The 18,162-nt window shown below is 62.1% G+C and carries 17 protein-coding genes and 2 pseudogenes; 6 read left to right on the forward strand and 13 right to left on the reverse strand.

From position 1 onward, the window contains the following. Nucleotides 1-64 precede the first annotated feature (64 nt). Nucleotides 65-1,963, reverse strand: coding sequence for a cytochrome c/FTR1 family iron permease (locus PSH86_RS29365; RefSeq protein WP_176688940.1), 1,899 nt, complete (start codon nt 1,961-1,963; stop codon nt 65-67). Between the two features lie 314 nt (nt 1,964-2,277). On the opposite strand from PSH86_RS29365, the gene PSH86_RS29370 reads away from it, so the two are divergent. The 4 genes from PSH86_RS29370 to PSH86_RS29385 all read left to right on the forward strand — a co-directional run bounded on the left by PSH86_RS29370 (nt 2,278) and on the right by PSH86_RS29385 (nt 5,538). After that, complete coding sequence (locus PSH86_RS29370; protein ID WP_109752955.1) at nt 2,278-3,672, forward strand: COG3014 family protein; 1,395 nt, start codon at nt 2,278-2,280, stop codon at nt 3,670-3,672. Between the two features lie 18 nt (nt 3,673-3,690). Beyond that, nucleotides 3,691-4,062, forward strand: coding sequence for a YcfL family protein (locus PSH86_RS29375; protein WP_109752617.1), 372 nt, complete (start codon nt 3,691-3,693; stop codon nt 4,060-4,062). A gap of 141 nt (nt 4,063-4,203) precedes the next feature. Then, the gene (gene lpoB / locus PSH86_RS29380; protein WP_109752619.1) at nt 4,204-4,791 is read left to right on the forward strand and encodes a penicillin-binding protein activator LpoB; all 588 of its coding nucleotides are present in this window, start codon (nt 4,204-4,206) and stop codon (nt 4,789-4,791) included. A gap of 3 nt (nt 4,792-4,794) precedes the next feature. Further along, nucleotides 4,795-5,538 carry a penicillin-binding protein activator LpoB gene (locus PSH86_RS29385; protein ID WP_305486722.1) on the forward strand — a complete coding sequence of 248 codons (744 nt, stop codon included), beginning with the start codon at nt 4,795-4,797 and terminating at the stop codon, nt 5,536-5,538. A gap of 59 nt (nt 5,539-5,597) precedes the next feature. On the opposite strand, the gene rhtB is transcribed toward PSH86_RS29385, so the two are convergent. From rhtB to PSH86_RS29400, 3 genes are all read right to left on the reverse strand, one after another. After that, nucleotides 5,598-6,230, reverse strand: a complete 633-nt coding sequence (gene rhtB / locus PSH86_RS29390) for a homoserine/homoserine lactone efflux protein (RefSeq protein WP_109752621.1) — start codon at nt 6,228-6,230, stop codon at nt 5,598-5,600. Nucleotides 6,231-6,333: 103 nt separating this feature from the next. Beyond that, a complete protein-coding gene (locus PSH86_RS29395) occupies nt 6,334-6,915 on the reverse strand; it encodes a mechanosensitive ion channel family protein (protein ID WP_109752622.1) in 582 nt (193 codons plus the stop codon). Further along, nucleotides 6,915-8,825, reverse strand: a complete 1,911-nt coding sequence (locus PSH86_RS29400; RefSeq protein ID WP_109752623.1) for an ATP-binding cassette domain-containing protein — start codon at nt 8,823-8,825, stop codon at nt 6,915-6,917. Before PSH86_RS29400 ends, PSH86_RS29395 begins: the two co-directional genes overlap by 1 nt. 50 nt (nt 8,826-8,875) lie before the next feature. Here PSH86_RS29400 and PSH86_RS29405 point away from each other — a divergent pair, with 50 nt between their 5' ends. Next, nucleotides 8,876-9,340 (forward strand): TIGR02444 family protein, encoded by a 465-nt coding sequence (locus PSH86_RS29405; protein WP_109752624.1) that lies wholly within the window; start codon nt 8,876-8,878, stop codon nt 9,338-9,340. On the opposite strand, the gene PSH86_RS29410 is transcribed toward PSH86_RS29405, so the two are convergent. Continuing rightward, a complete protein-coding gene (locus tag PSH86_RS29410) occupies nt 9,337-10,503 on the reverse strand; it encodes an AlgP family protein (RefSeq protein WP_305486728.1) in 1,167 nt (388 codons plus the stop codon). The genes PSH86_RS29405 and PSH86_RS29410 overlap by 4 nt on opposite strands. Nucleotides 10,504-10,694: 191 nt before the next feature. On the opposite strand from PSH86_RS29410, the gene PSH86_RS29415 reads away from it, so the two are divergent. After that, complete coding sequence (locus PSH86_RS29415) at nt 10,695-11,360, forward strand: FKBP-type peptidyl-prolyl cis-trans isomerase (RefSeq protein ID WP_109752626.1); 666 nt, start codon at nt 10,695-10,697, stop codon at nt 11,358-11,360. Nucleotides 11,361-11,421: 61 nt separating this feature from the next. On the opposite strand, the gene PSH86_RS29420 is transcribed toward PSH86_RS29415, so the two are convergent. The 8 genes and pseudogenes from PSH86_RS29420 to PSH86_RS29455 all read right to left on the reverse strand — a co-directional run. Continuing rightward, nucleotides 11,422-11,880 (reverse strand): Rsd/AlgQ family anti-sigma factor, encoded by a 459-nt coding sequence (locus PSH86_RS29420; RefSeq protein ID WP_003206770.1) that lies wholly within the window; start codon nt 11,878-11,880, stop codon nt 11,422-11,424. Between the two features lie 174 nt (nt 11,881-12,054). After that, on the reverse strand, nt 12,055-12,597 hold the full coding sequence (locus PSH86_RS29425) for a disulfide bond formation protein B (RefSeq protein ID WP_305486733.1): 543 nt from the start codon (nt 12,595-12,597) through the stop codon (nt 12,055-12,057). 302 nt (nt 12,598-12,899) lie between these two features. Next, on the reverse strand, nt 12,900-14,153 hold the full coding sequence (locus PSH86_RS29430) for a heme biosynthesis protein HemY (RefSeq protein WP_109752631.1): 1,254 nt from the start codon (nt 14,151-14,153) through the stop codon (nt 12,900-12,902). After that, entirely contained in the window at nt 14,150-15,289 is a 1,140-nt protein-coding gene (locus PSH86_RS29435) for a uroporphyrinogen-III C-methyltransferase (protein ID WP_305490395.1), read from the reverse strand. The genes PSH86_RS29430 and PSH86_RS29435 overlap by 4 nt, the downstream gene beginning before the upstream one ends. 84 nt (nt 15,290-15,373) lie before the next feature. Next, nucleotides 15,374-16,072, reverse strand: a pseudogene (locus PSH86_RS29440) (uroporphyrinogen-III synthase); the annotation flags it as partial. Then, nucleotides 16,069-17,010 carry a hydroxymethylbilane synthase gene (hemC, locus tag PSH86_RS29445; protein ID WP_109752635.1) on the reverse strand — a complete coding sequence of 314 codons (942 nt, stop codon included), beginning with the start codon at nt 17,008-17,010 and terminating at the stop codon, nt 16,069-16,071. The pseudogene PSH86_RS29440 and the gene hemC, both read right to left, overlap by 4 nt. A gap of 137 nt (nt 17,011-17,147) precedes the next feature. Then, entirely contained in the window at nt 17,148-17,894 is a 747-nt protein-coding gene (locus PSH86_RS29450; protein ID WP_109752637.1) for a LytTR family DNA-binding domain-containing protein, read from the reverse strand. Then, nucleotides 17,891-18,040: pseudogene (locus tag PSH86_RS29455) on the reverse strand (sensor histidine kinase); the annotation flags it as partial. The gene PSH86_RS29450 and the pseudogene PSH86_RS29455, both read right to left, overlap by 4 nt. Nucleotides 18,041-18,162 lie beyond the last annotated feature (122 nt).

The following is an 18,162-nucleotide window of genomic DNA, read 5'->3' on the forward strand; positions in this document are numbered from 1 at the left end:
CTGCGGGAGAAAAGCTTGTGTGGGAGCAAGGCTTGCCCGCGATTATGAGCGCAGCGAATGCTTTTCAGGAGACCTGGACCCGACGCTTCTCCGCCACCCAACTGCGCCCATACAGCACCACGATCGCCAGGATCGCCACCACTTGAGCGGTCAGCGAATAGGCATCGGCATGAATGCCCAGCCAGTCGAAGTCGAAGAACGCCACCGGATGGGTGCCGAAGATCCCGGCTTCCTGCAACGCCTTCACGCCATGCCCGGCGAATACCACCGACAGTGCACACAACAGTGCCGCGTTGATGCTGAAGAACAGCGCCAGTGGCAGTTTCGCCGAGCCGCGCAGGATCACCCAGGCCAGCCCCACCAGCAACACCAGCGCTGTCGCGCCACCGGCCAACACCGCGTTGTGCCCGGCGGGGCCTGCCTGCAACCACAGGGTTTCGTAGAACAGGATCACTTCGAACAGTTCACGATAGACCGAGAAGAACGCCAGGATCGCAAAGCCAAAGCGACCACCACCGCCTACCAGGCTGCTTTTGATGTAATCCTGCCAGGCCGCTGCGTGGCGCCGGTCGTGCATCCACACCCCTAGCCACAGCACCATCACACTGGCGAACAACGCCGTCGCGCCTTCGAGCAATTCACGCTGGGCACCGCTGACGTCGATCACATACGCCGCCAGCCCCCAGGTCGCCAGGCCGGCCAACAGCGCCAAGCCCCAACCGATGTTGACGCTGCGCACGGCCGACTGCTGGCCGGTGTTGCGCAGGAACGCCAGGATCGCCGCCAATACCAGGATCGCTTCCAGCCCTTCGCGCAACAGAATCAGCAACCCGGAGATGTAGCTCAGCGACCAGCTCAAGCCATCGCCGCCCAGCAGGTCGGCGGACGCCTTCAACTTGGCCTTGGCCGCGTCCAGACGCTGTACGGCCTCTTCCACCGGCAAACCGTCCTGCAAGGATTGTCGGTAGGCCATCAGGGACTTTTCGGTGTCCTTGCGCACGTTGGCATCGACGTTATCCAGCGAACTTTCCACCAGCTCGAAACCTTCCAGGTAAGCCGCTACCGACAGGTCATAGGCCTGGTCGTGATCACCGGCACGATACGCCGCGATGCTTTTGTCCAGGGTGGCGGCGGTGTAGTCGAGCAACTGCGCCGGGCCGCGCTGCACCTGTGGTGGCTGGGCACGCTGGGCACGGAAGGTGGCCGCTGCCGCCGGACCTTGCGCAGCCAGGACTTCCAGCGGGGTCTGACGTGCAAGGTCAGCAAGATTGTAGGTCTGTTCACTCTTCGCGGCCGCCGGGTCGGCGCTGAAGCTGGCGATGTAGGTCGCCAGGTCCCAGCGCTGACGGTCGTCGAGCTGATCGGCGAAGGCCGGCATGTCGGTGCCTTCGATGCCCATGCCGAGGGTGTTGTAGATCGCATAGAGACTCAGGCGATCCAGACGCTGGACGTCGCGCAAGTTGGCGGGCGGCGGCTCCAGGCCGACACCGGCGGGACCGTCGCCGGCACCGTTGGCACCGTGGCATACCGAGCAATTCTGCGCGTATAGCGGCGCGCCGCGGGAAGGATCCGGGGTGATGACCGGCGCCTGGCTGACTTCATACGCCACCGCCAGCCTGGCACCCAGTTGCCGCGCCAGGCGGGCGACATCACCGCCGTCCTGGCGCTGGGTGATCGCACCGCGCAAGGCGCCGATGCCTTGGACCAGCTCAGTCTTCTCCGGCTTGGCCGGCAGCCCGGCGATCAACCCTTCCAGCACCTGGATGAATTCCAGCTGCTCGCGGTATTCCCCGTTTTCGATGACCTTGCCCGCTTCGACTGTCGCCGGGTAATCCGCCCCGATGTAATCCAGTAAATGCAGGGCCTGGGGAGCACCCTCGACGGTGTCGGCCAGCAGCGGAGTGCTGCACAGCGCAAGCAATGGCAGTGCAAGCCAGGCCAGGAAACGGAACGGCGCAGTCATGAATGACTCTCAGTTGGAAATAAGAAGTAACACATTGTTCACTTCCAATGGCTTTGGCTCAAGAGCTGATGTGTTTTGGCGGCACATTTTCATCGGATATTCATGCTTTGTAAGTGATGTCACAAAAACAGCATTTAGAGATTGAAAAGCCATTACATAGCCAAGCGCCATGTTTATAATCGCCCGCCTTCTTATTATTCGACGGCATAAAAGCTCCTCCTTTTATGAGGAACTGACAGCGTCCCGACGCTTGTCCGTGGGATCGCTCCAGCCCGACCCGCACACCACGGCTGTTACTCAGGGAAGAAATGTTCATGGCATCCCGTGCCGTTTTTTCGGTCGCCCTCGGTGCGATCACCTTGTTGTCCGGCTGCTCGGCCTTTCGCAACTACGACAGCGAATTGGCCCAGACCAACCAGCAACTGGCGTCCGGCAACGTCGACGCGGCATTGACCCTGCTGGAAAAGAACAACAGCAGCCAGGACAAGGACCTGCTGTATTACTTCGAGAAGGGCGAGCTGCTGCGTGCCAAGGGCGACTTGTCCGGCAGCCAGGTGGCCTGGACCAGCGCCGATCAGCAGGTTGGCCAGTGGGAGGATGCGGTCAAACTCGACACGGCCAAGTACCTGGCCCAGTTCGGCAGCTTCCTGGTCAACGATAAAGTCCGCCGCTACGAAGGCTACGACTACGAAAAGGTCATGCTGACCACGCAGATGGCGCTGAACCTGTTGGCCGTGAATGACTTCGACGGCGCGCGGACCCAGATCAAGAAGACCCACGAACGCGAAGCGGTGATCGCCGACCTGCGGGACAAGGAATACCTCAAGCGCGAGGAAGACGCCGAGAAGCAAGGGGTCAAGACCGAATACAAGGACCTCAAGGGTTATCCGGTGGCCAGCCTCGACGCCCCGGAAGTGGTCAGCCTGAAAAACAGTTACCAGAGCGCGTTCAGCCATTACCTGGCCGGCTTCGTCTATGAAGCCCTCGGTGAAAAAGACCTGGCCGCGCCGGGTTATCGCAAGGCCGCCGAACTGCGCCCCAACACGCCGCTGCTGGAGCAAGCCCTGCTCAACCTCGACAAGCCTGCCGCCAAGAACGATGACAGCGACATCCTGATCGTGGTGCAGAGTGGCCTGGCACCGTCCCGGGATTCGATCCGCATTCCCCTGCCCTTGCCGATCAGCGGCAACCTGGTCATCACGCCTTTGTCGTTCCCTGTGATCAAGCCTGATACCTCCACTGCCCCCGTCGGCCAGATCGGTGTCGACGGTCGTCAGCTGGACCTGACCCAACTCAACAGCACCACCGCCATGTCCCGCCGCGCGCTGCGCGACGACATGCCGGGCATCATCCTGCGCACCACCGTGCGCGCCATCACCCGTGGCGTGGCGCAGAAGCAGATCAACGATACCAACCCACTGGCCGGCCTGGCCGTCGGCCTCACTTCGGCGGTACTCGAAGGCGCTGACACCCGGACCTGGCGCACCCTGCCCGACTACACCCAGGTGGTGCGCCTGCGCCTGAAGAAAGGCGAACACCAGGTCACCTTGCCAAGTTCGGTGGGCGGCTCGGTGGTCAAGGTCACCGTCGACCAGCGCTACCAGGTCATCAGCCTGCGAGCAGTGGGGAACCAGGTGTTCGCCGGTGGCCTGGCTGCCCAGGTAATGCCCAGCGCCAACCCGACCGCCATTGCCCTCAAGCAACCTTAAGAACGGAGTCTTGTTCACATGCGTTTAAAACTGATCGCCGTCGGCGCCCTGGTCTTGCTGGCCGGTTGCGCCACCCCGCCGCCACCGGAGCCGGGCAGCGCCGCCAGCAAGGTCGTGGCGATGGGCAAGACCAAGAACATCGTGGTTGGCGCCATGCGCGTAGCCCGGGAAAACGGCTACCTGACCGTCAATGTCCAGTTGAGCAACACCAGCTACAACAACAAGACGATGTACTACCGCTTTGCCTGGCTGGGGCCGGAAGGCTTCCCGATCGCCGAGGAAGAAACCTGGAAAAGCCTGACGCTGTACGGCGAACAGACCAGCTTCCTGCCGGCCATCGCACCGACGCCCAAGGCGGTGGATTTCCGTTTGGAAATCAATACCCCATAAGACAGATGCACATTCCTGTGGCGAGGGGATTCATCCCCGCTGGGCTGCGTAGCAGCCCCAATTTTCAGCGAGCGCTGCGCACTCGAACGGGGATAAATCCCCTCGCCACAGACCTTTTATCCAGTTTTCGAGAGACCCCACATGTTCGTACGCATTTCGTCCATCGCCCTCGCCGTCCTGCTGGTCAGCGGCTGCGCCAACAACTCGCCGGTCCTGGGCAACAAGAACATCAGCTACGGCGATACCAAGGCCGTGGAAACCGTGACCAACGAGTTCGGCTCCACCGACCTGCAAATGATCGCCGAGTCCATGACCCGCTCCCTGGCCCAGTCCGGCATCCTGCAGGGGCGTCCGGTGGTCCAGGTCTATGACGTGAAGAACAAGACCAGCGAATACATCGACACCCGCGAAATCACCACCAGCATCAAGACCCAGCTGATGAAAACCGGCGCTGCCCGTTTCGCCAGCGACAACACCGCCATGGACAGCCAGGTCGACCAGCTCAAACTGCAGAACCAGAGCGGCCTGTACAAGAAAAGCACCGTGGCCAAGACCGGCAACATGATCGCGGCCAAGTACCGTCTCGAGGGTTCTATCAGCTCGATCGTCAAGCGCAGCAGCGACTACAAGGACGTCTTCTACAAATTCAGCCTGCAATTGATCGACGTCGAGAGCGGTCTGGCCGAGTGGATGGACGAAAAAGAAATCCGCAAGACCACGGAGCGCTAAGCCATGCGCACATGGATAGGCATCATGGCCCTGGCCTGCGCATTCAGCGCGCAGGCGGCCCCCAAAGTCGCGGTGACCGACCTTGCGTACCAGGAGCGAGTGGAGGAATACATCCACACCGTTTCAGCGCAGAGCAACTTCCAGGCGAACCCTTACAGCGCCAGCGCTTCCTCGAGCTACGACGAGATGGAAGCCACCAGCAGCTACATCGAGCAGGGCGAGCTGCGCAAGTTCACTGGCGACATCAAGGGCGAGATCCTGCGCAGCGGGATGTTCCAGCTGACCCAGGGCACGCCCCACACGGCGGCGTCCAACGGCGACGTCTATGACGTGATCAAGCGCATCAAGGCCGGGAACTTCAAGGGTGCCGACTACGTGCTGTTCGGCACGGTGTCGGACATCGACTTCACCCGCGACATCAACGAACTGGCCAATACCGACAGCTACTCGGCCGTACTTGCGCTGACCCTGGTGGCGGACTTCAGCCTGATCAACACCAAGACCTACGAAATCACCTCGGCCTTCACGGCCATGGGCGAAGGCCAGGACACCAAACTGTTGAACCACCGGGACGTGCACATCAGCCTCAACCGGCCACGGGTGGTGCGCGATGTGTCCAAGGCCTTGGGTGAAGACGTGGCACGGCAGTTGAGCGAACAGTTGGCTGGGCCGAGCTACGAACAACCCCGCGAGCCTGCACAACGCAACAACCTGCCACGCGATAGCGCGCCGGTGATTTTGCGCTGAAGGATTCAGCGGATTTGTGGTGAGGGGATTTATCCCCTCGCCACAGGTTTCGTTCGGTGTTAAACCGCAGCCCTGCGAATCGTCGCCAAAAAACCCGCCGCACCGATGAACAGGCCAGCGAAGACGCGGTTCATCCGCCGTTGCTGCTTGGGTGTGCGCAACAGACGCAGGACTTTGGACGCCAGCCCGGTGTATCCGGCCATGACGATGAGGTCGACGCAAATCATGGTCACGCCCAGGATCAGGTATTGCTTGAGCAAGGGGGCATGGGGATCGATGAACTGCGGCAGCACCGCCAGCATGAACACCAGGGCCTTGGGGTTGCTGATGTTGACCAGGAAGCCTCGAAACACCAGCGCCAGAGGATTGCCGATCGGCCGCACAACGGCCTCATCGCTGATATCGCCGGGGATGGCGCGCCACTGCTTGATACCCAGGTAAACCAGATAGGCCACGCCGAACCACTTGATCGCATAGAACGCGGTGGCGGACGCAGTGAGGATCGCGCCAACACCGGCGGCGACGATCACGATTTGCAATGCCAGGCCCAGTTGCAGGCCCAGGGCATTCCAGTAGCCACGCCAAAAACCGTAGCGCAAGCCACTGGACATCGATGCAATGGCACCGGCGCCCGGGGAAAGACTGATCACCCAGCATGCGGCGAAAAACGCCAGCCATGTTTCCAGCACCATCGCACACCTCGGCTCAGACTCGTCGAAAACGACTAAGCTAATGCGCCGCCGCGCGCTTGACTACCGCTTTTTTGCAAGGACAACCCATCGGGCCAAGGCCGGATTACTCGACGAAGCCGCCGACCGGAAACGCCTCGCTGCCACGCCAGCGGCGCACCGAGCGCTGGAAGAACAAGCTGTTGGGTACTTGCACCATGGCGCTGCCGGTGCCGAGCTCCTCGGCTTCGATCAGCGTGGTGTAGAGCAGGTTGATCGCCACCACGCGTCCCTTGATGCCGGGTTTGTCGGTGGTGTCCACCAGCTCGACCACATCGCCCAGGCGAAACGGTCCGACGGTGTAGATCAACACGGCGCAGAACAGGTTCGACAACACGCTCCAGATGGCGAAGAACGCCACCGCTGCCACCGCGACAAAACCCGACAATGCAGTCCACAGTACCGTCGCCGAGACGCCCAGGCGTTCGAGCACCACCAGCACTGCGCTACCCATGATCAACCAGCGCAGCACACCTCGCAGGATGATCACCAACTGCGGCGGAAATGGGTAACGCTCACCCAGGCCTGTAAGGGCCCGCGCCACGACACGCTGCGCGACATAACCGGCCAGCAGAATCAGCAGGATTTGCACACCGAGCCAGATCGGCTCGATCCACATGACAGGTACAGGCAACGCCAACGCTTCCATCAGGACAACGCCTCCAGCTCCGCTTGCAGGTTTTCCAGCAGTTCCAGCGCTTGCATCCACGCCTCCTCGAGCTCCGCTTCCCGAACCTTCAGCTTGGCTTGCTCCGCCAGCAGGTCACGCAATTCATCCTTGCGCGCCGCCTCGTAAAGACCGCTATCGCCGAGGCTGGTTTCGATCTTTTGCAGTTTTTCATGCAGCTTGCCCAACTCGGTTTCGAGCTTGTCGGCCTCGCGCTTGTGCGGCGCCAGTTGCTGGCGCAATGCGGCGGCGGCCTGGCGCTGGGCTTTCTTGTCGGTCTTGTCCGGGTTGACCGGTGTGCTGCTGACCGGCGCGTTGCGCTGGCGGTACTCCACCAGCCAACGGGCGTAGTCCTCCAGATCGCCGTCGAACTCCTCGACCTTGCCGTCGGCCACCAGGAAGAAATTATCCGTGGTGCTCTTGAGCAAATGCCGATCGTGGGACACCACCAGCACCGCCCCACTGAACTCCTGCAAGGCCATGGTCAGGGCCAGGCGCATCTCCAGGTCCAGGTGGTTGGTCGGTTCGTCGAGCAGCAACAGGTTCGGCCGACCCCAGGCGATCAACGCCAGCGCCAGGCGCGCCTTTTCGCCGCCAGAGAAATTCAGCACCGGCTCGTCGATACGTGCGCCGCGGAAGTCGAAACCGCCGAGGAAGTCACGCAGGGTCTGCTCACGCTCGGTGGGCGCCAGGCGTTGTAAGTGCAGCAGTGGGCTGGCCTTGGAATCCAGGGAGTCAAGCTGATGCTGGGCGAAGTAGCCGACCACAGTGTTCTCGCCACGGGTCAGGCGCCCGGCCAGCGGCTCGAGTTCGCCGGAAAGGTTTTTGATCAGGGTCGACTTACCGGCACCGTTGGGGCCCAGCAGACCGATCCGCGCACCCGGGGTCAGTTGCAGCTTGACCTTCTCCAGCACGGTCTTGTCGCCATAGCCCAGGCGCGCGTCGGACAGGTCGATCAACGGGCTGGAGATCTTGGTCGATTCGCGAAAGACAAAATCGAACGGCGAATCGACATGGGCCGCAGACAGCTCTTCCATCCGCTCCAGCGCCTTGATCCGGCTCTGGGCCTGGCGGGCCTTGGTGGCCTGGGCCTTGAAGCGGGCGATGTAGCTTTCCATGTGCGCACGCTGTGCCTGTTGCTTCTCGTAGGCCTGCTGTTGCTGGGCCAGGCGTTCGGCACGAGCGCGCTCGAAGGCGCTGTAGCCACCGCGGTACAAGGTCAGCTTGCGCTGATCGACATGGGCGACGTGATCGACCACGGCGTCGAGGAAGTCACGGTCGTGGGAAATCAGCAGCAGCGTGCCAGGGTAGCTCTTGAGCCAGTCTTCGAGCCAGATGATGGCGTCGAGGTCCAAGTGGTTGGTCGGCTCATCGAGCAACAGCAGATCCGAAGGGCACATCAAGGCCTGCGCCAGGTTCAGGCGCATCCGCCAGCCACCGGAGAAATCCCCGACCTGGCGATCCATCTGCTCATTGGTAAAGCCCAGGCCGGCGAGCAATTTGCGCGCGCGGGCATCGGCGGTGTAGCCGTCGGCACTGTCGAGTTCCGCGTGCAGGCGGGCCTGTGCGGCACCGTCGTGGGCCGTTTCGGCGGCAGCCAGGTCACGTTGCACCTGGCGCAGGCGCAAGTCGCCATCGAGCACGTAGTCCACTGCCAGGCGCTCGAGGGTGTCGACCTCCTGGCGCATGTGGGCGATACGCCAATCGGCCGGCAGCAGGCAATCTCCCGAGTCTGGGTGCAACTCGCCGCGCAGCAAGGCGAACAGGCTCGATTTGCCGGCGCCGTTGGCGCCGATGAGGCCGGCTTTGTGGCCGGCGTGCAGGGTCAGCTCGGCGTCTTCTAGCAGACGTTGCGGGCCACGCTGTAAAGTCAGGTTCTGAAGTCGGATCATAATGGCGGCGGAGTCTACCAGCTTCGCTCGCAACTGGCGCGAGTAGCACGATGTCCCCTGACCTGTGGAGTTTTTCCCTCGACCTCTATGCCAAGCCTGGCGTAGAGCCTGCCTGCCTGGCGTCGCAGGACGCCGGCGCCAACGTCTGCCTGCTGCTTTGCGGCCTGTGGCTGGCGCAGCGCGGCGTGGCCTGCAATGAGCAAAGGCTGCGCCAGCTTCGACAATTGGCCGAACCGTGGGATGCCGAGGTGGTGCGGCCCCTGCGCACGCTTCGCAGCCAATGGAAAACCGGCGCCCTCCAGGACACGGCACTCAATGACCTGCGCGAACAGGTCAAGCAACTGGAGTTGGCAGCCGAACGGCAATTGCTGGAACGATTGGAAGCGCTGGCCAAGGATTGGCCTGGAGCACAACAGAACGATTCAGCGCAATGGCTGCAAGGGCTGGCGGCGAATGCCGGACCAGCGAGCCGCGACGCGCTGCATCAGCTGCGCGTCGCGGTGTCCGGCACTTAGGAAGCGCTGGTTGGGGTGCTGCTGGTGCTCGGCGCAACGGCGGCGGATGGGCTGGGCGCCGCGGCCGGAGTGCTGGCGGTTGGAGCAGGTGCCGCAGTCGGAGCCGGCGTCGCTGGCTTGGCTGCTGGTGCAGTCGAGGGTTTTGCAGCGGCTGGTTTTTTCACGGTAGGTTTGGCGGCAGGTTTGGCAGCGGTCGGCTTCGCGGCAGCTGGTTTGGCAGGCGCTTTAGCAGCAGCCGGTTTGGCCGCCACTTTGGCGGGGGCTTTGGCAGCGACTGGCTTGGCAGCCGTTTTCGCAGCAGGCTTGGCAGCAGCCGTTTTGGTTGCCGCAGGCTTGGCAGCTGGCTTGGCGGCGGCAGGTTTGGCAGTGGATTTCACAGCCGCTTTTGCAGCGGGTTTAGCGGCAGCGGTTTTCGTCGCGGCAGGTTTGGCGGCGGCGGTTTTAGCGACAGGTTTGGCTACAGCTTTTGCCGCAGGTTTAGCAACAGGTTTAGCAGCAGCTTTTACAGCGGGCTTGGCGGCAGCAGGTTTAGCGGCAGCAGGTTTAGCGGCCGCGGTTTTTGCGGCAGGCTTGGCAGCCGCCTTGACGACTGGTTTTTTGGCCGCAGGTTTTGCAGCACTGGCAGCGACGGGTTTGGCGGCAGGCTTGCTGGCAGCTTTGGCCGGTGCCTTGGCGGCAGGCTTGGCAGCGACTTTGGCCGGTGCTTTTGCCGCAACGGGTTTAGCCACCGGCTTCTTGGCCGATACAGCGGCAGGCTTGGCAGCACGAAGTGTCAGCGCCTTGCCTGCGGCTTCTTGCACACGACCGACACCCTGGGCCAGTTTCAGGCTTTCCTGGGCATCGCGTTTGAGTTGCAGAATGTAGGCACGGGTTTCGGACTGACGATCCTTCAAGGCATCAAGCAGGTCTTCGAGTTCTTTCACGACATCTTTGGCCTTGGCTTGCGCCTTGGCCTTGCCAGCGGTGGCTGCGTCTTGCAGTTTGGTGCGCGACTTGTGCAGTTTTTCCTGCGCTTTGCCGCGTTGTTTTTCCAGCTTGGCGAGCAGTTTCTCAGCATCAGCCAGAGCTTGGGAGCAGGCATTTTCCAAATGTTCGAGCAAGCTGCCCGAGAGTTGTTGGAGCAAGTGCAACGGAGTGTTTACAGGCTTCTTGGTGGCCGACATGGTTTACCTCCTGACTGACGTAAGTGCGGCTCATACTAGACCTCTGCTACAACCGCCGCTAGGGCATGTTGACACTACATAAGACGTTGCGTTGCAAGAGACGAAAAATCTTCTGCGTCAGCGTCCAGGCAATCCACCTTTATAGAGATCGGCACTGGCATAATTCCTCGATTCGAGGCCGGAGAGCACACATGTCGCGTCACCTGTTTTTATTCCTGTGCATGGTTTGCTCCACGGTCCAGGCCGTTGAAAAAACCAGCGCAAACGATGCTCACGATCTGGCTTATAGCCTGGGCGCCAGCCTCGGTGAACGCCTGCGCCAGGACGTGCCGGACCTGCAGATCAAAGCCTTGGTCGAGGGTTTGCAACAGGCCTACCTGGGCAAGCCGCTGGCCCTGGAAGATGAACGCATCGAACAGATCCTGGCCGAGCACCAGGCGCAATTGAATGCACCATCGACCACGCCGCAGATTGAAGCCGCGCTGAAAACGGAGCAGAAATTTCTCAACGAAGAAAAGAACCGACCCGGTGTCCAGCAACTCGCCGACGGCATTCTGTTGACCGAAATCAAGCCAGGCCACGGCGCGAAGGCCGGCCCTCACGGCAAAGTCCAGGTGCTTTACACCGGTCGATTGCCGGACGGCACCGTATTCGACTCCAACCGCCAGGCGCAGTGGTTCAACCTCGACAGCGTGATTGACGGCTGGCGCACTGCACTGCCGCAAATGCCGGTAGGTGCGAAATGGCGCTTGGTGATCCCTTCGTCCTTGGCCTATGGCGCCGAAGGGGCAGGAGATGTGATCCCGCCGTTCACGCCACTGGTGTTTGAAATCGAGTTGCTGGGCGCGACCATCTGACCCTGGCCCAACGAAAAACGGCGCGCAATGCGCACCGTTTTTTCATGACCGCGAAACCCTCTCAGGCCTGGACCGCAGCTTCTTCCTTGTGGGCGTTGTGCAGCACTTCGATCAGGCAGTCTTCCAACTCGAAACGTTCGTGCAGCAAGCCGCCCAGCTCCTTGAATTTTTCCGCGACGCACTTGCCTTCATCGCACAGGTCGTTGAACGCCAGCAGCTTTTCGGTGATGACATCGATGCGCGGGTAGATCTGCTCGGCGAGCTCCAGGCCACGCTTGTCGTTGAAAGCCTTGGCCTCGCCCGTCAGTTGTTCGTAGATCTCGAAATGACCGGCAGACACATAGTCGACCAGCACACCGCAGAACTCCTGCAAGGGTTTGCGGCTTTCGCTCAGCGCTTCAGGCTTATCGCCGAGGGCATCATAGGCCCGAACCAATTCGTGGCGCTCCTGCAACCAGCGATCGATCAGCAGATGCACTCCACCCCAGCGTTCCTGCGCATTCTGACAACTTTCGAGCATGGTGATTTCTTCCCTTGTGAGTCATGCCACTCGCAGCCTGTGCACGCCTGATGATCAGGGACAAGCCAGACACAACATGATCGAGCGGCACAATTCCAATAACACGTGCGGGCCAGATTATGCCCGCACGACAATGGCTTCAAGGTACGCAGGAGATAAAGTTCATACAAGTGTTTAATCCAGGGCCCGGACCAACTGCGACGTATCGCCGCGAAGCGGTCGTACCAGAGCACTCCAGACAAGGCGCAGCAGCAGATAGGTCATCGCGCTGGATACCGCGAGGAAAAACAACAGGCTCCATTCGGGGATGCTCAGGTCAAACAGCGTCCAGGTGATATTGGCGCAATCGACAGCGCCATCAAGGACGCGGTGCAACGCGCACCACCAGGAATCCGTCGGCTTGAGCTGGGCAATACAGTCGGGCAACGGTTCGAACGAACGGCTCTGTATCAGAACCTGGCGCCATGCCAGGGTCATCCCCACCACCACAAAAACCAACCCCGCCGCCCCATACAGGAGACTGCCTCGTTGCCCTGGACCGTGTACGCATGCCACGAGGTTGTTCGCCAGGAACAGCATCAGGCACAACCGCTGCAAGACACACAGGCTGCAAGGCATCAGGCCGACCGAATACTCCAGATAAGTGGCGATGCCCAAAGCCAGGGCCGCGGCGATGGAAGCCATGAGAAACAAGAAGCGTGAGCTGGCCAAAGACATGGCGGTTCCGTAACAGAAGAGACAAGTAGTTACGGTAGAGGAAAGCCCTCGGGCCTTTCAAGGCAGGCCCGCGCAGACACTTCACCAGGGATGTAGGGAATTCCCGACAGGTCGAAGAGGATTCAGCGCACCCAGCTGTAGGACTTTGCTGAAGGCATGGCCAAAGCCCCAGAAACAAACAGATATCACCTATGGGAGCAAGGCTTGCCCGCGATGAAGACGACACAGTCTTTCAGAAACCGAGGCACCGGTTTCGCGAGCAGGCTTTGCTTCCAGCCATGGGGGCACCGCAATGTCTCATCTCAAGTGGACATGACCTTAGCCGGGATCGGAACCGGCAACGGTGCGGCCAACAGACGCTCATCCAACAGCCCCAACCCCTCCTGGAACAACTGATTGCTGCGCTCGGCGTCCCCCAGTTGCGCCAGTAACCGCGCCAGTTCGGCACAGGCTTCGGGATTACGTTGTACGCGCAAACTGTTTTCCAGGTAATCCCGCGCCTTGCCCCACAAGCTGTTTTGCAGGCATAGGCGCCCCAGGGTCAGCAGCAGGCTTGGATCGGCCGGATGGTCCTTGAGCCAACCTTCGGCCGCTTGCAACTGGCGGCTCGGATCACTGCCACGAACCAACCCGTACAGGCGCGCCAGATGGCTGTCATAGTGACGCTTGAGCGCACCTCGCAGCACCTCTTCGGCCTCGACCTGCGCGCCCAACTGGCGCAGTTGCTCGGCATAGGCCAGCACCAGCGCCGGCTCCTGGCGCTGGGCCGAGGTCAGTTGTTGCCAGGCGCGATTGAGCGACTGCAAACCGACGCTGCCGTCCTCCTCGCGGTGGGCTGCCAGGGTGAGGTTTTCGCCCCAGGCGCGACGTTCCAGTTCAGCCAATTCAGCCGGCGGCAGGACCTTGTCCTTGCGCAACTCCGGTAACAGCCGGATCACCGCCGACCAATCGCCGCGCTGCTGATGCAGGCGTTGCAGTTGGCGCAGGGCCTGGACGTTATGGGGATGGCGCTCGTGCATGGCCTGCAGTGTGCTCAAGGCGCCGTCCGTGTCACCGCGATCGGTCTGCAGTTGCGCGTGCGTCAGGGCAATGGCCAGTTCCGCCTGAGGCTGACGCTCCAGGGCGCGCTCCAGCAAACTGTCGCTCTGTTCGTAAAGACCTTGTTCGTTGGCCGCGCGGGCGGCACCGAGGTAATACAGCAGCGGCTGGCGCTCGGCTTCGGCGGCGCGATGCAGGTGTCGCTGAGCACTGGCCCAGCGACCTTCGGCCAGATCCAACTGACCGTGCTCGATCGCCACTTGCACCCGCCGGCTGCGGTTGCGCCGCGACCACGGGTTGACCACGCCACTGGACGTGGTCACCAGGCCGATCAACGCCCTCAGGCCTCGCCACACCAGCCAGAGCACTGCCACCAAGGCCAGGGTGACCCACAGGCCCGCTTCATAACGGAAGTTCTTGTACGCCACCAGCACGTAACCCGAATGCTCGGCAATCGCCACGCCCAGCAAAGCAGCGGCAGCGATGACCACGAACAGAATCACGTAGAGACGCTTCATGGCGTGGCCTCCTGCGCGCCAGGCGCGGGCAGCGGCTTGACCGATTCCTGGGCATTGAGGTTGCGACGCTCGAGGTAAGCCTGGACGCTGCTCAGCGTGCCTGTCAGGTCCGGGGTGACCACCGTCACCGGTTGCTTGGACAGTTCACCTACGCGTTCAAGCATGATTTTGCTTTGCGGGTTGTCCTGGTTGAAGATGTTCTTCAACACGTCCCGTGCCTCGGTCAGCGCCTGGGTGTATACCGGCGCCTGACCATTGAGGGCGGCCCATTGTGCCTGCTCCAGCGCCAGGCTCAAGGCCAGGCGCACTTGCACAAGGCTTTGCCCGGCCAGCAGCGGACGAACATTCTCATCCGCGTTGAAGTCGATACGGATATAGCGCGAGATCTGGTCCCACCACTGCGCCCAACGACTGGCGCCATCGCCATCGGCGGTCAGGCCCAGCAGGGATTCACCACGGTCCTTGTACTCGGGGGCCAGCTCGGTCAGTTGCAGCACCTGGTCGCGCAGAGCACCCAGTTGCAGGAACAGGCCGGTGCGATCCGGTTGTTCGGTACTGCGCAACGCGGCGAGGGTCTTGGCCAGTTGCTCGCGGGCGGCGAACGAACCGGGGTCGTTCTGCTCGCGCAGGATTTCGTCAGCACCCTGGACCAGCGCCTGGGCACTGTTGATGTCTTGCAGGGCCGAAAGACGCAGGCTGGCCAGGCGCAACAGGTGCTCGGCCTCGGCCAGGCGCCAATCCTTGCGGCTGGCACCGAGCACGGTTTCCAGGCGCTGGTTCAGGCGCTGCTGGTCACCTTGCAACTGGGCCACCAGGCGCCGCCGCTCCTCCAGCTCTTCGGCCGGGGGCAATTGCGCCAGACGCTCGCTCAAGCGTTGCTCGTTGAGCTTGAGGGTCTGGGCCTGATCGTTCAGCGCCTGGACCTGGGCGGACTGCTGCTGGTTATTGGTTTGCAGGTGACGCACCTGCCACACGCCCCAACCGCCTACGGCTACGCCGGCGGCCCCGAGCAGCAAGGCAACAATGGCCAGTCCGTTGCCGCGCCGCGGCGCCATCGGGGGCGGGGGCGGGGTTTCAACCGGCGCATCGATCGCTGGCTGGTCTAGATCTTCTTTTGGCAAGGCTGTTTCGCTCACGTATCCATCCTTTGCATTAGAAAACGGCACGGAGTGTTCCCGTAGCGCCGCCAGCAAAGCCGCGGCATTGGCGCCACGGCAATCCACAACTGTTCGGGCCCCGGCGGCACGCGCCATCTCGGCAACCCTTGGGCTTGGAACAAACAACGGTAACCGCGCCAGGGCCGGCCACGCATCGCCGGCCAGCCGCTGCAGATGCTCGAAGCCCTGCCCACTGCTGACCACCAGTGCGTTCAAGCGTTCCGCTTCAACTTTCGCCGGCAACGCCCCTTCGCCGTAATTGGGCAAGTGGCGGCGGTACAACTCCAGATAATCGACACTAGCACCTTGCTCGCGCAAACGCTCTGCCAGCAAGCCACGCCCGCCTTCGCCCCGCACAATCAAAACCTTGGGTTCAGGCCGCGCAATAGCCTGGCGCAAGACCAAGTGCTCCAGCAAGGCTTCGCTGTCGTCGCCGTTATCGGGATAAAAAACCGTGAGGCCGGCATCGATGAGGATCTGTCCGGTGGCGGCGCCCACACTGAACCATGGTTGGTCTGGAGGCTGGGGCCAGTACTGGCGCAGCAGCTCGACGCACAGGCGTGCGGCAGGTTTGCTGACCACGATCACGGCACAGTATTGGTCCAGCGCCTGGAGTATCGCTCGCCCGGCCTCGGACAGCGGGACCGGCTCGATATCCAGCAAGGGCAGGCTGCTGCTGTAGACTCCCGCTTCGGCCAGGACAGCCGCCAGCGCCGACGACTCGTCCGCCGGCCGGGTGAGCAGCAGCCGCCAGCCCGTCACGTGTGGCCGGCCTCGCCGTAGACCGCCTTGAGGATGTCGCCTGCGCCCTGGCCCAGCAGGTCTTGCGCCACCCGCACGCCCAACGCCTCGGCATCGTGGCGCGGCGCCCGGGCTTCGGCGCTGAGCAGCCGGCCACCGTTGGGATCTCCTACCAGGCCGCGCAACCAGACTTGTTCGCCTTCCAGCACGGCGTAACAGGCGATCGGCACCTGGCAACCGCCATTGAGATGTTTGTTGAGGGCGCGCTCGGCGAACACTCGCGTGGCGGTGTCTGCATGGTGCAGCGGTGCCAGCAGGGCGTGGATTTCGCTGTCGGCGCTGCGGCACTCGATGCCCACCGCCCCTTGTCCACCGGCCGGCAGACTGTCATCGACGCTGATGGCCGAGGTGATGCGATCTTCAAAGCCCAGGCGAATCAGGCCGGCGGCGGCGAGGATGATCGCGTCGTACTCACCGGCATCGAGCTTGGCCAGGCGCGTGTTGACGTTACCGCGCAGGAAACGGATTTGCAGGTCCGGACGGCGAGTCAGCAACTGTGCCTGGCGACGCAGGCTGGAAGTGCCGACCACACTTCCGGCAGGCAGCGCTTCAAGGCTGGAAAACGTGTTGGAGACGAACGCATCGCGGGGGTCTTCCCGTTCGCAGATGCAAAAAAGGCCCAGGCCTTCGGGGAAGTCCATGGGCACGTCCTTCATCGAGTGCACGGCGATGTCGGCTTCGTTGTCCAGCAACGCGGTTTCCAGCTCTTTGACGAACAGGCCCTTGCCACCGATCTTCGACAGCGGCGAGTCCAGCAGCTTGTCACCGCGACTGACCATGGGCACCAGGGTCACGATCAGGCCGGGATGGGCCGTTTCCAGGCGGGCTTTGACGTATTCGGCCTGCCACAGGGCCAAGGCGCTTTTACGGGTGGCGATGCGGATCTCGCGAGGGGACATGGATCAATCCGTACTTAAAAGATACGGCAGATAATAACAGCTCAGTCAAAACCGCTTTGATTTGAATCACGACCCCAAGGCCTCCCTGGCCGCCAAATCCTGGAAATGAAACGCGTTGAACGCCTTGGACCGCCGCGCTAAAGCTGCTGCATCATCTTGCGAACCCCGGCCACGTGCCGCCGGCTGACAATCAGCGCATCGCCATTGAGGCCCTTGAGGAACAGCTGGAAGTGCCCAAGGGGGGTGCGTTGCAAACGCTCGATACGCTCGCGGGCCACGAGGGCGTTGCGGTGGATGCGTACGAAACGCTCGCCGAACTCGTCTTCGAGGGCCTTGAGTGGCTCATCCAGCAACACCTCGCCACTCTCATGGCGCAAGGTCACGTATTTATGGTCGGCAATGAAGTAGACGACCTGGTTCAACGGGATCAGCTCGATGCCTTTGCGGGTGCGCGCACTGATATGGCTGCGCGGGCCGCTGCCGCTTTCGGCGGCGGGACGGGTCAGCGCCGCCAGTTGCACGCGGTTGGGCCGCTCGGCCTTGCGCAAGGCCTCGAGCAACGCCTCGGACGCCACCGGCTTGACCAGGTACCCCACGGCACCGGCTTGCAGCACCTCGGGCGGAAAATCGTCCCGGGTGGTACAGAACACCACGGCGGGCGGCGACTCTCGTTCGCACAACTTCGCCGCGACCTGCAGGCCGTCCAGGCCAGGCATGCGAATGTCGAGCAGCACGATATCCGGCTTGTGGCTGTCAATAAGGGCCAATGCCTCTTCGCCATTGGTGGCGCTCGGCTCCAGGACACTGTAACCCTCGAGCTCGCCAACCATTCGGCTCAGGCGCTCGCGGGCCAGTGGTTCGTCATCAACGATCAGGACATTCATATTGCGCTGGATTCCTGCGTGAGTCTCGCACAAGGATAGCGTAGACAGGGGAAGTGACATCCGTCACCGCGATCCACGCTAAGACTCGCTCGAGGGCCAAAAAGTGCCGCGAGGCGGTTGCCTATCTTTACCAGCGCTTGACGACCGATGCCCGAGGCCCGTTGTCGCACGGCGTCGCCGTAGGGATTGTTAACTGTCGATCTGACCAATATGAGCCCCCCTTCTTAATCTATCGCCCGCTGCGCCATGGATGGAAAAGCAAAAGTCC

This window comes from Pseudomonas sp. FP2300, assembly GCF_030687595.1.
GTDB lineage: Bacteria > Pseudomonadota > Gammaproteobacteria > Pseudomonadales > Pseudomonadaceae > Aquipseudomonas > Aquipseudomonas bijieensis.

Excerpts from the sequence above, each read along its gene's own strand:
- PSH86_RS29365 (WP_176688940.1), bottom strand. The coding sequence starts at position 1,963 with ATGACTGCGCCGTTCCGTTTCCTGGCCTGGCTTGCACTGCCATTGCTT.
- PSH86_RS29370 (WP_109752955.1), top strand. The coding sequence starts at position 2,278 with ATGGCATCCCGTGCCGTTTTTTCGGTCGCCCTCGGTGCGATCACCTTG.
- PSH86_RS29375 (WP_109752617.1), top strand. The coding sequence starts at position 3,691 with ATGCGTTTAAAACTGATCGCCGTCGGCGCCCTGGTCTTGCTGGCCGGT.
- lpoB (WP_109752619.1), top strand. The coding sequence starts at position 4,204 with ATGTTCGTACGCATTTCGTCCATCGCCCTCGCCGTCCTGCTGGTCAGC.
- PSH86_RS29385 (WP_305486722.1), top strand. The coding sequence starts at position 4,795 with ATGCGCACATGGATAGGCATCATGGCCCTGGCCTGCGCATTCAGCGCG.
- rhtB (WP_109752621.1), bottom strand. The coding sequence starts at position 6,230 with ATGGTGCTGGAAACATGGCTGGCGTTTTTCGCCGCATGCTGGGTGATC.
- PSH86_RS29395 (WP_109752622.1), bottom strand. The coding sequence starts at position 6,915 with ATGGAAGCGTTGGCGTTGCCTGTACCTGTCATGTGGATCGAGCCGATC.
- PSH86_RS29400 (WP_109752623.1), bottom strand. The coding sequence starts at position 8,825 with ATGATCCGACTTCAGAACCTGACTTTACAGCGTGGCCCGCAACGTCTG.
- PSH86_RS29405 (WP_109752624.1), top strand. The coding sequence starts at position 8,876 with ATGTCCCCTGACCTGTGGAGTTTTTCCCTCGACCTCTATGCCAAGCCT.
- PSH86_RS29410 (WP_305486728.1), bottom strand. The coding sequence starts at position 10,503 with ATGTCGGCCACCAAGAAGCCTGTAAACACTCCGTTGCACTTGCTCCAA.
- PSH86_RS29415 (WP_109752626.1), top strand. The coding sequence starts at position 10,695 with ATGTCGCGTCACCTGTTTTTATTCCTGTGCATGGTTTGCTCCACGGTC.
- PSH86_RS29420 (WP_003206770.1), bottom strand. The coding sequence starts at position 11,880 with ATGCTCGAAAGTTGTCAGAATGCGCAGGAACGCTGGGGTGGAGTGCAT.
- PSH86_RS29425 (WP_305486733.1), bottom strand. The coding sequence starts at position 12,597 with ATGTCTTTGGCCAGCTCACGCTTCTTGTTTCTCATGGCTTCCATCGCC.
- PSH86_RS29430 (WP_109752631.1), bottom strand. The coding sequence starts at position 14,153 with ATGAAGCGTCTCTACGTGATTCTGTTCGTGGTCATCGCTGCCGCTGCT.
- hemC (WP_109752635.1), bottom strand. The coding sequence starts at position 17,010 with ATGTCCCCTCGCGAGATCCGCATCGCCACCCGTAAAAGCGCCTTGGCC.
- PSH86_RS29450 (WP_109752637.1), bottom strand. The coding sequence starts at position 17,894 with ATGAATGTCCTGATCGTTGATGACGAACCACTGGCCCGCGAGCGCCTG.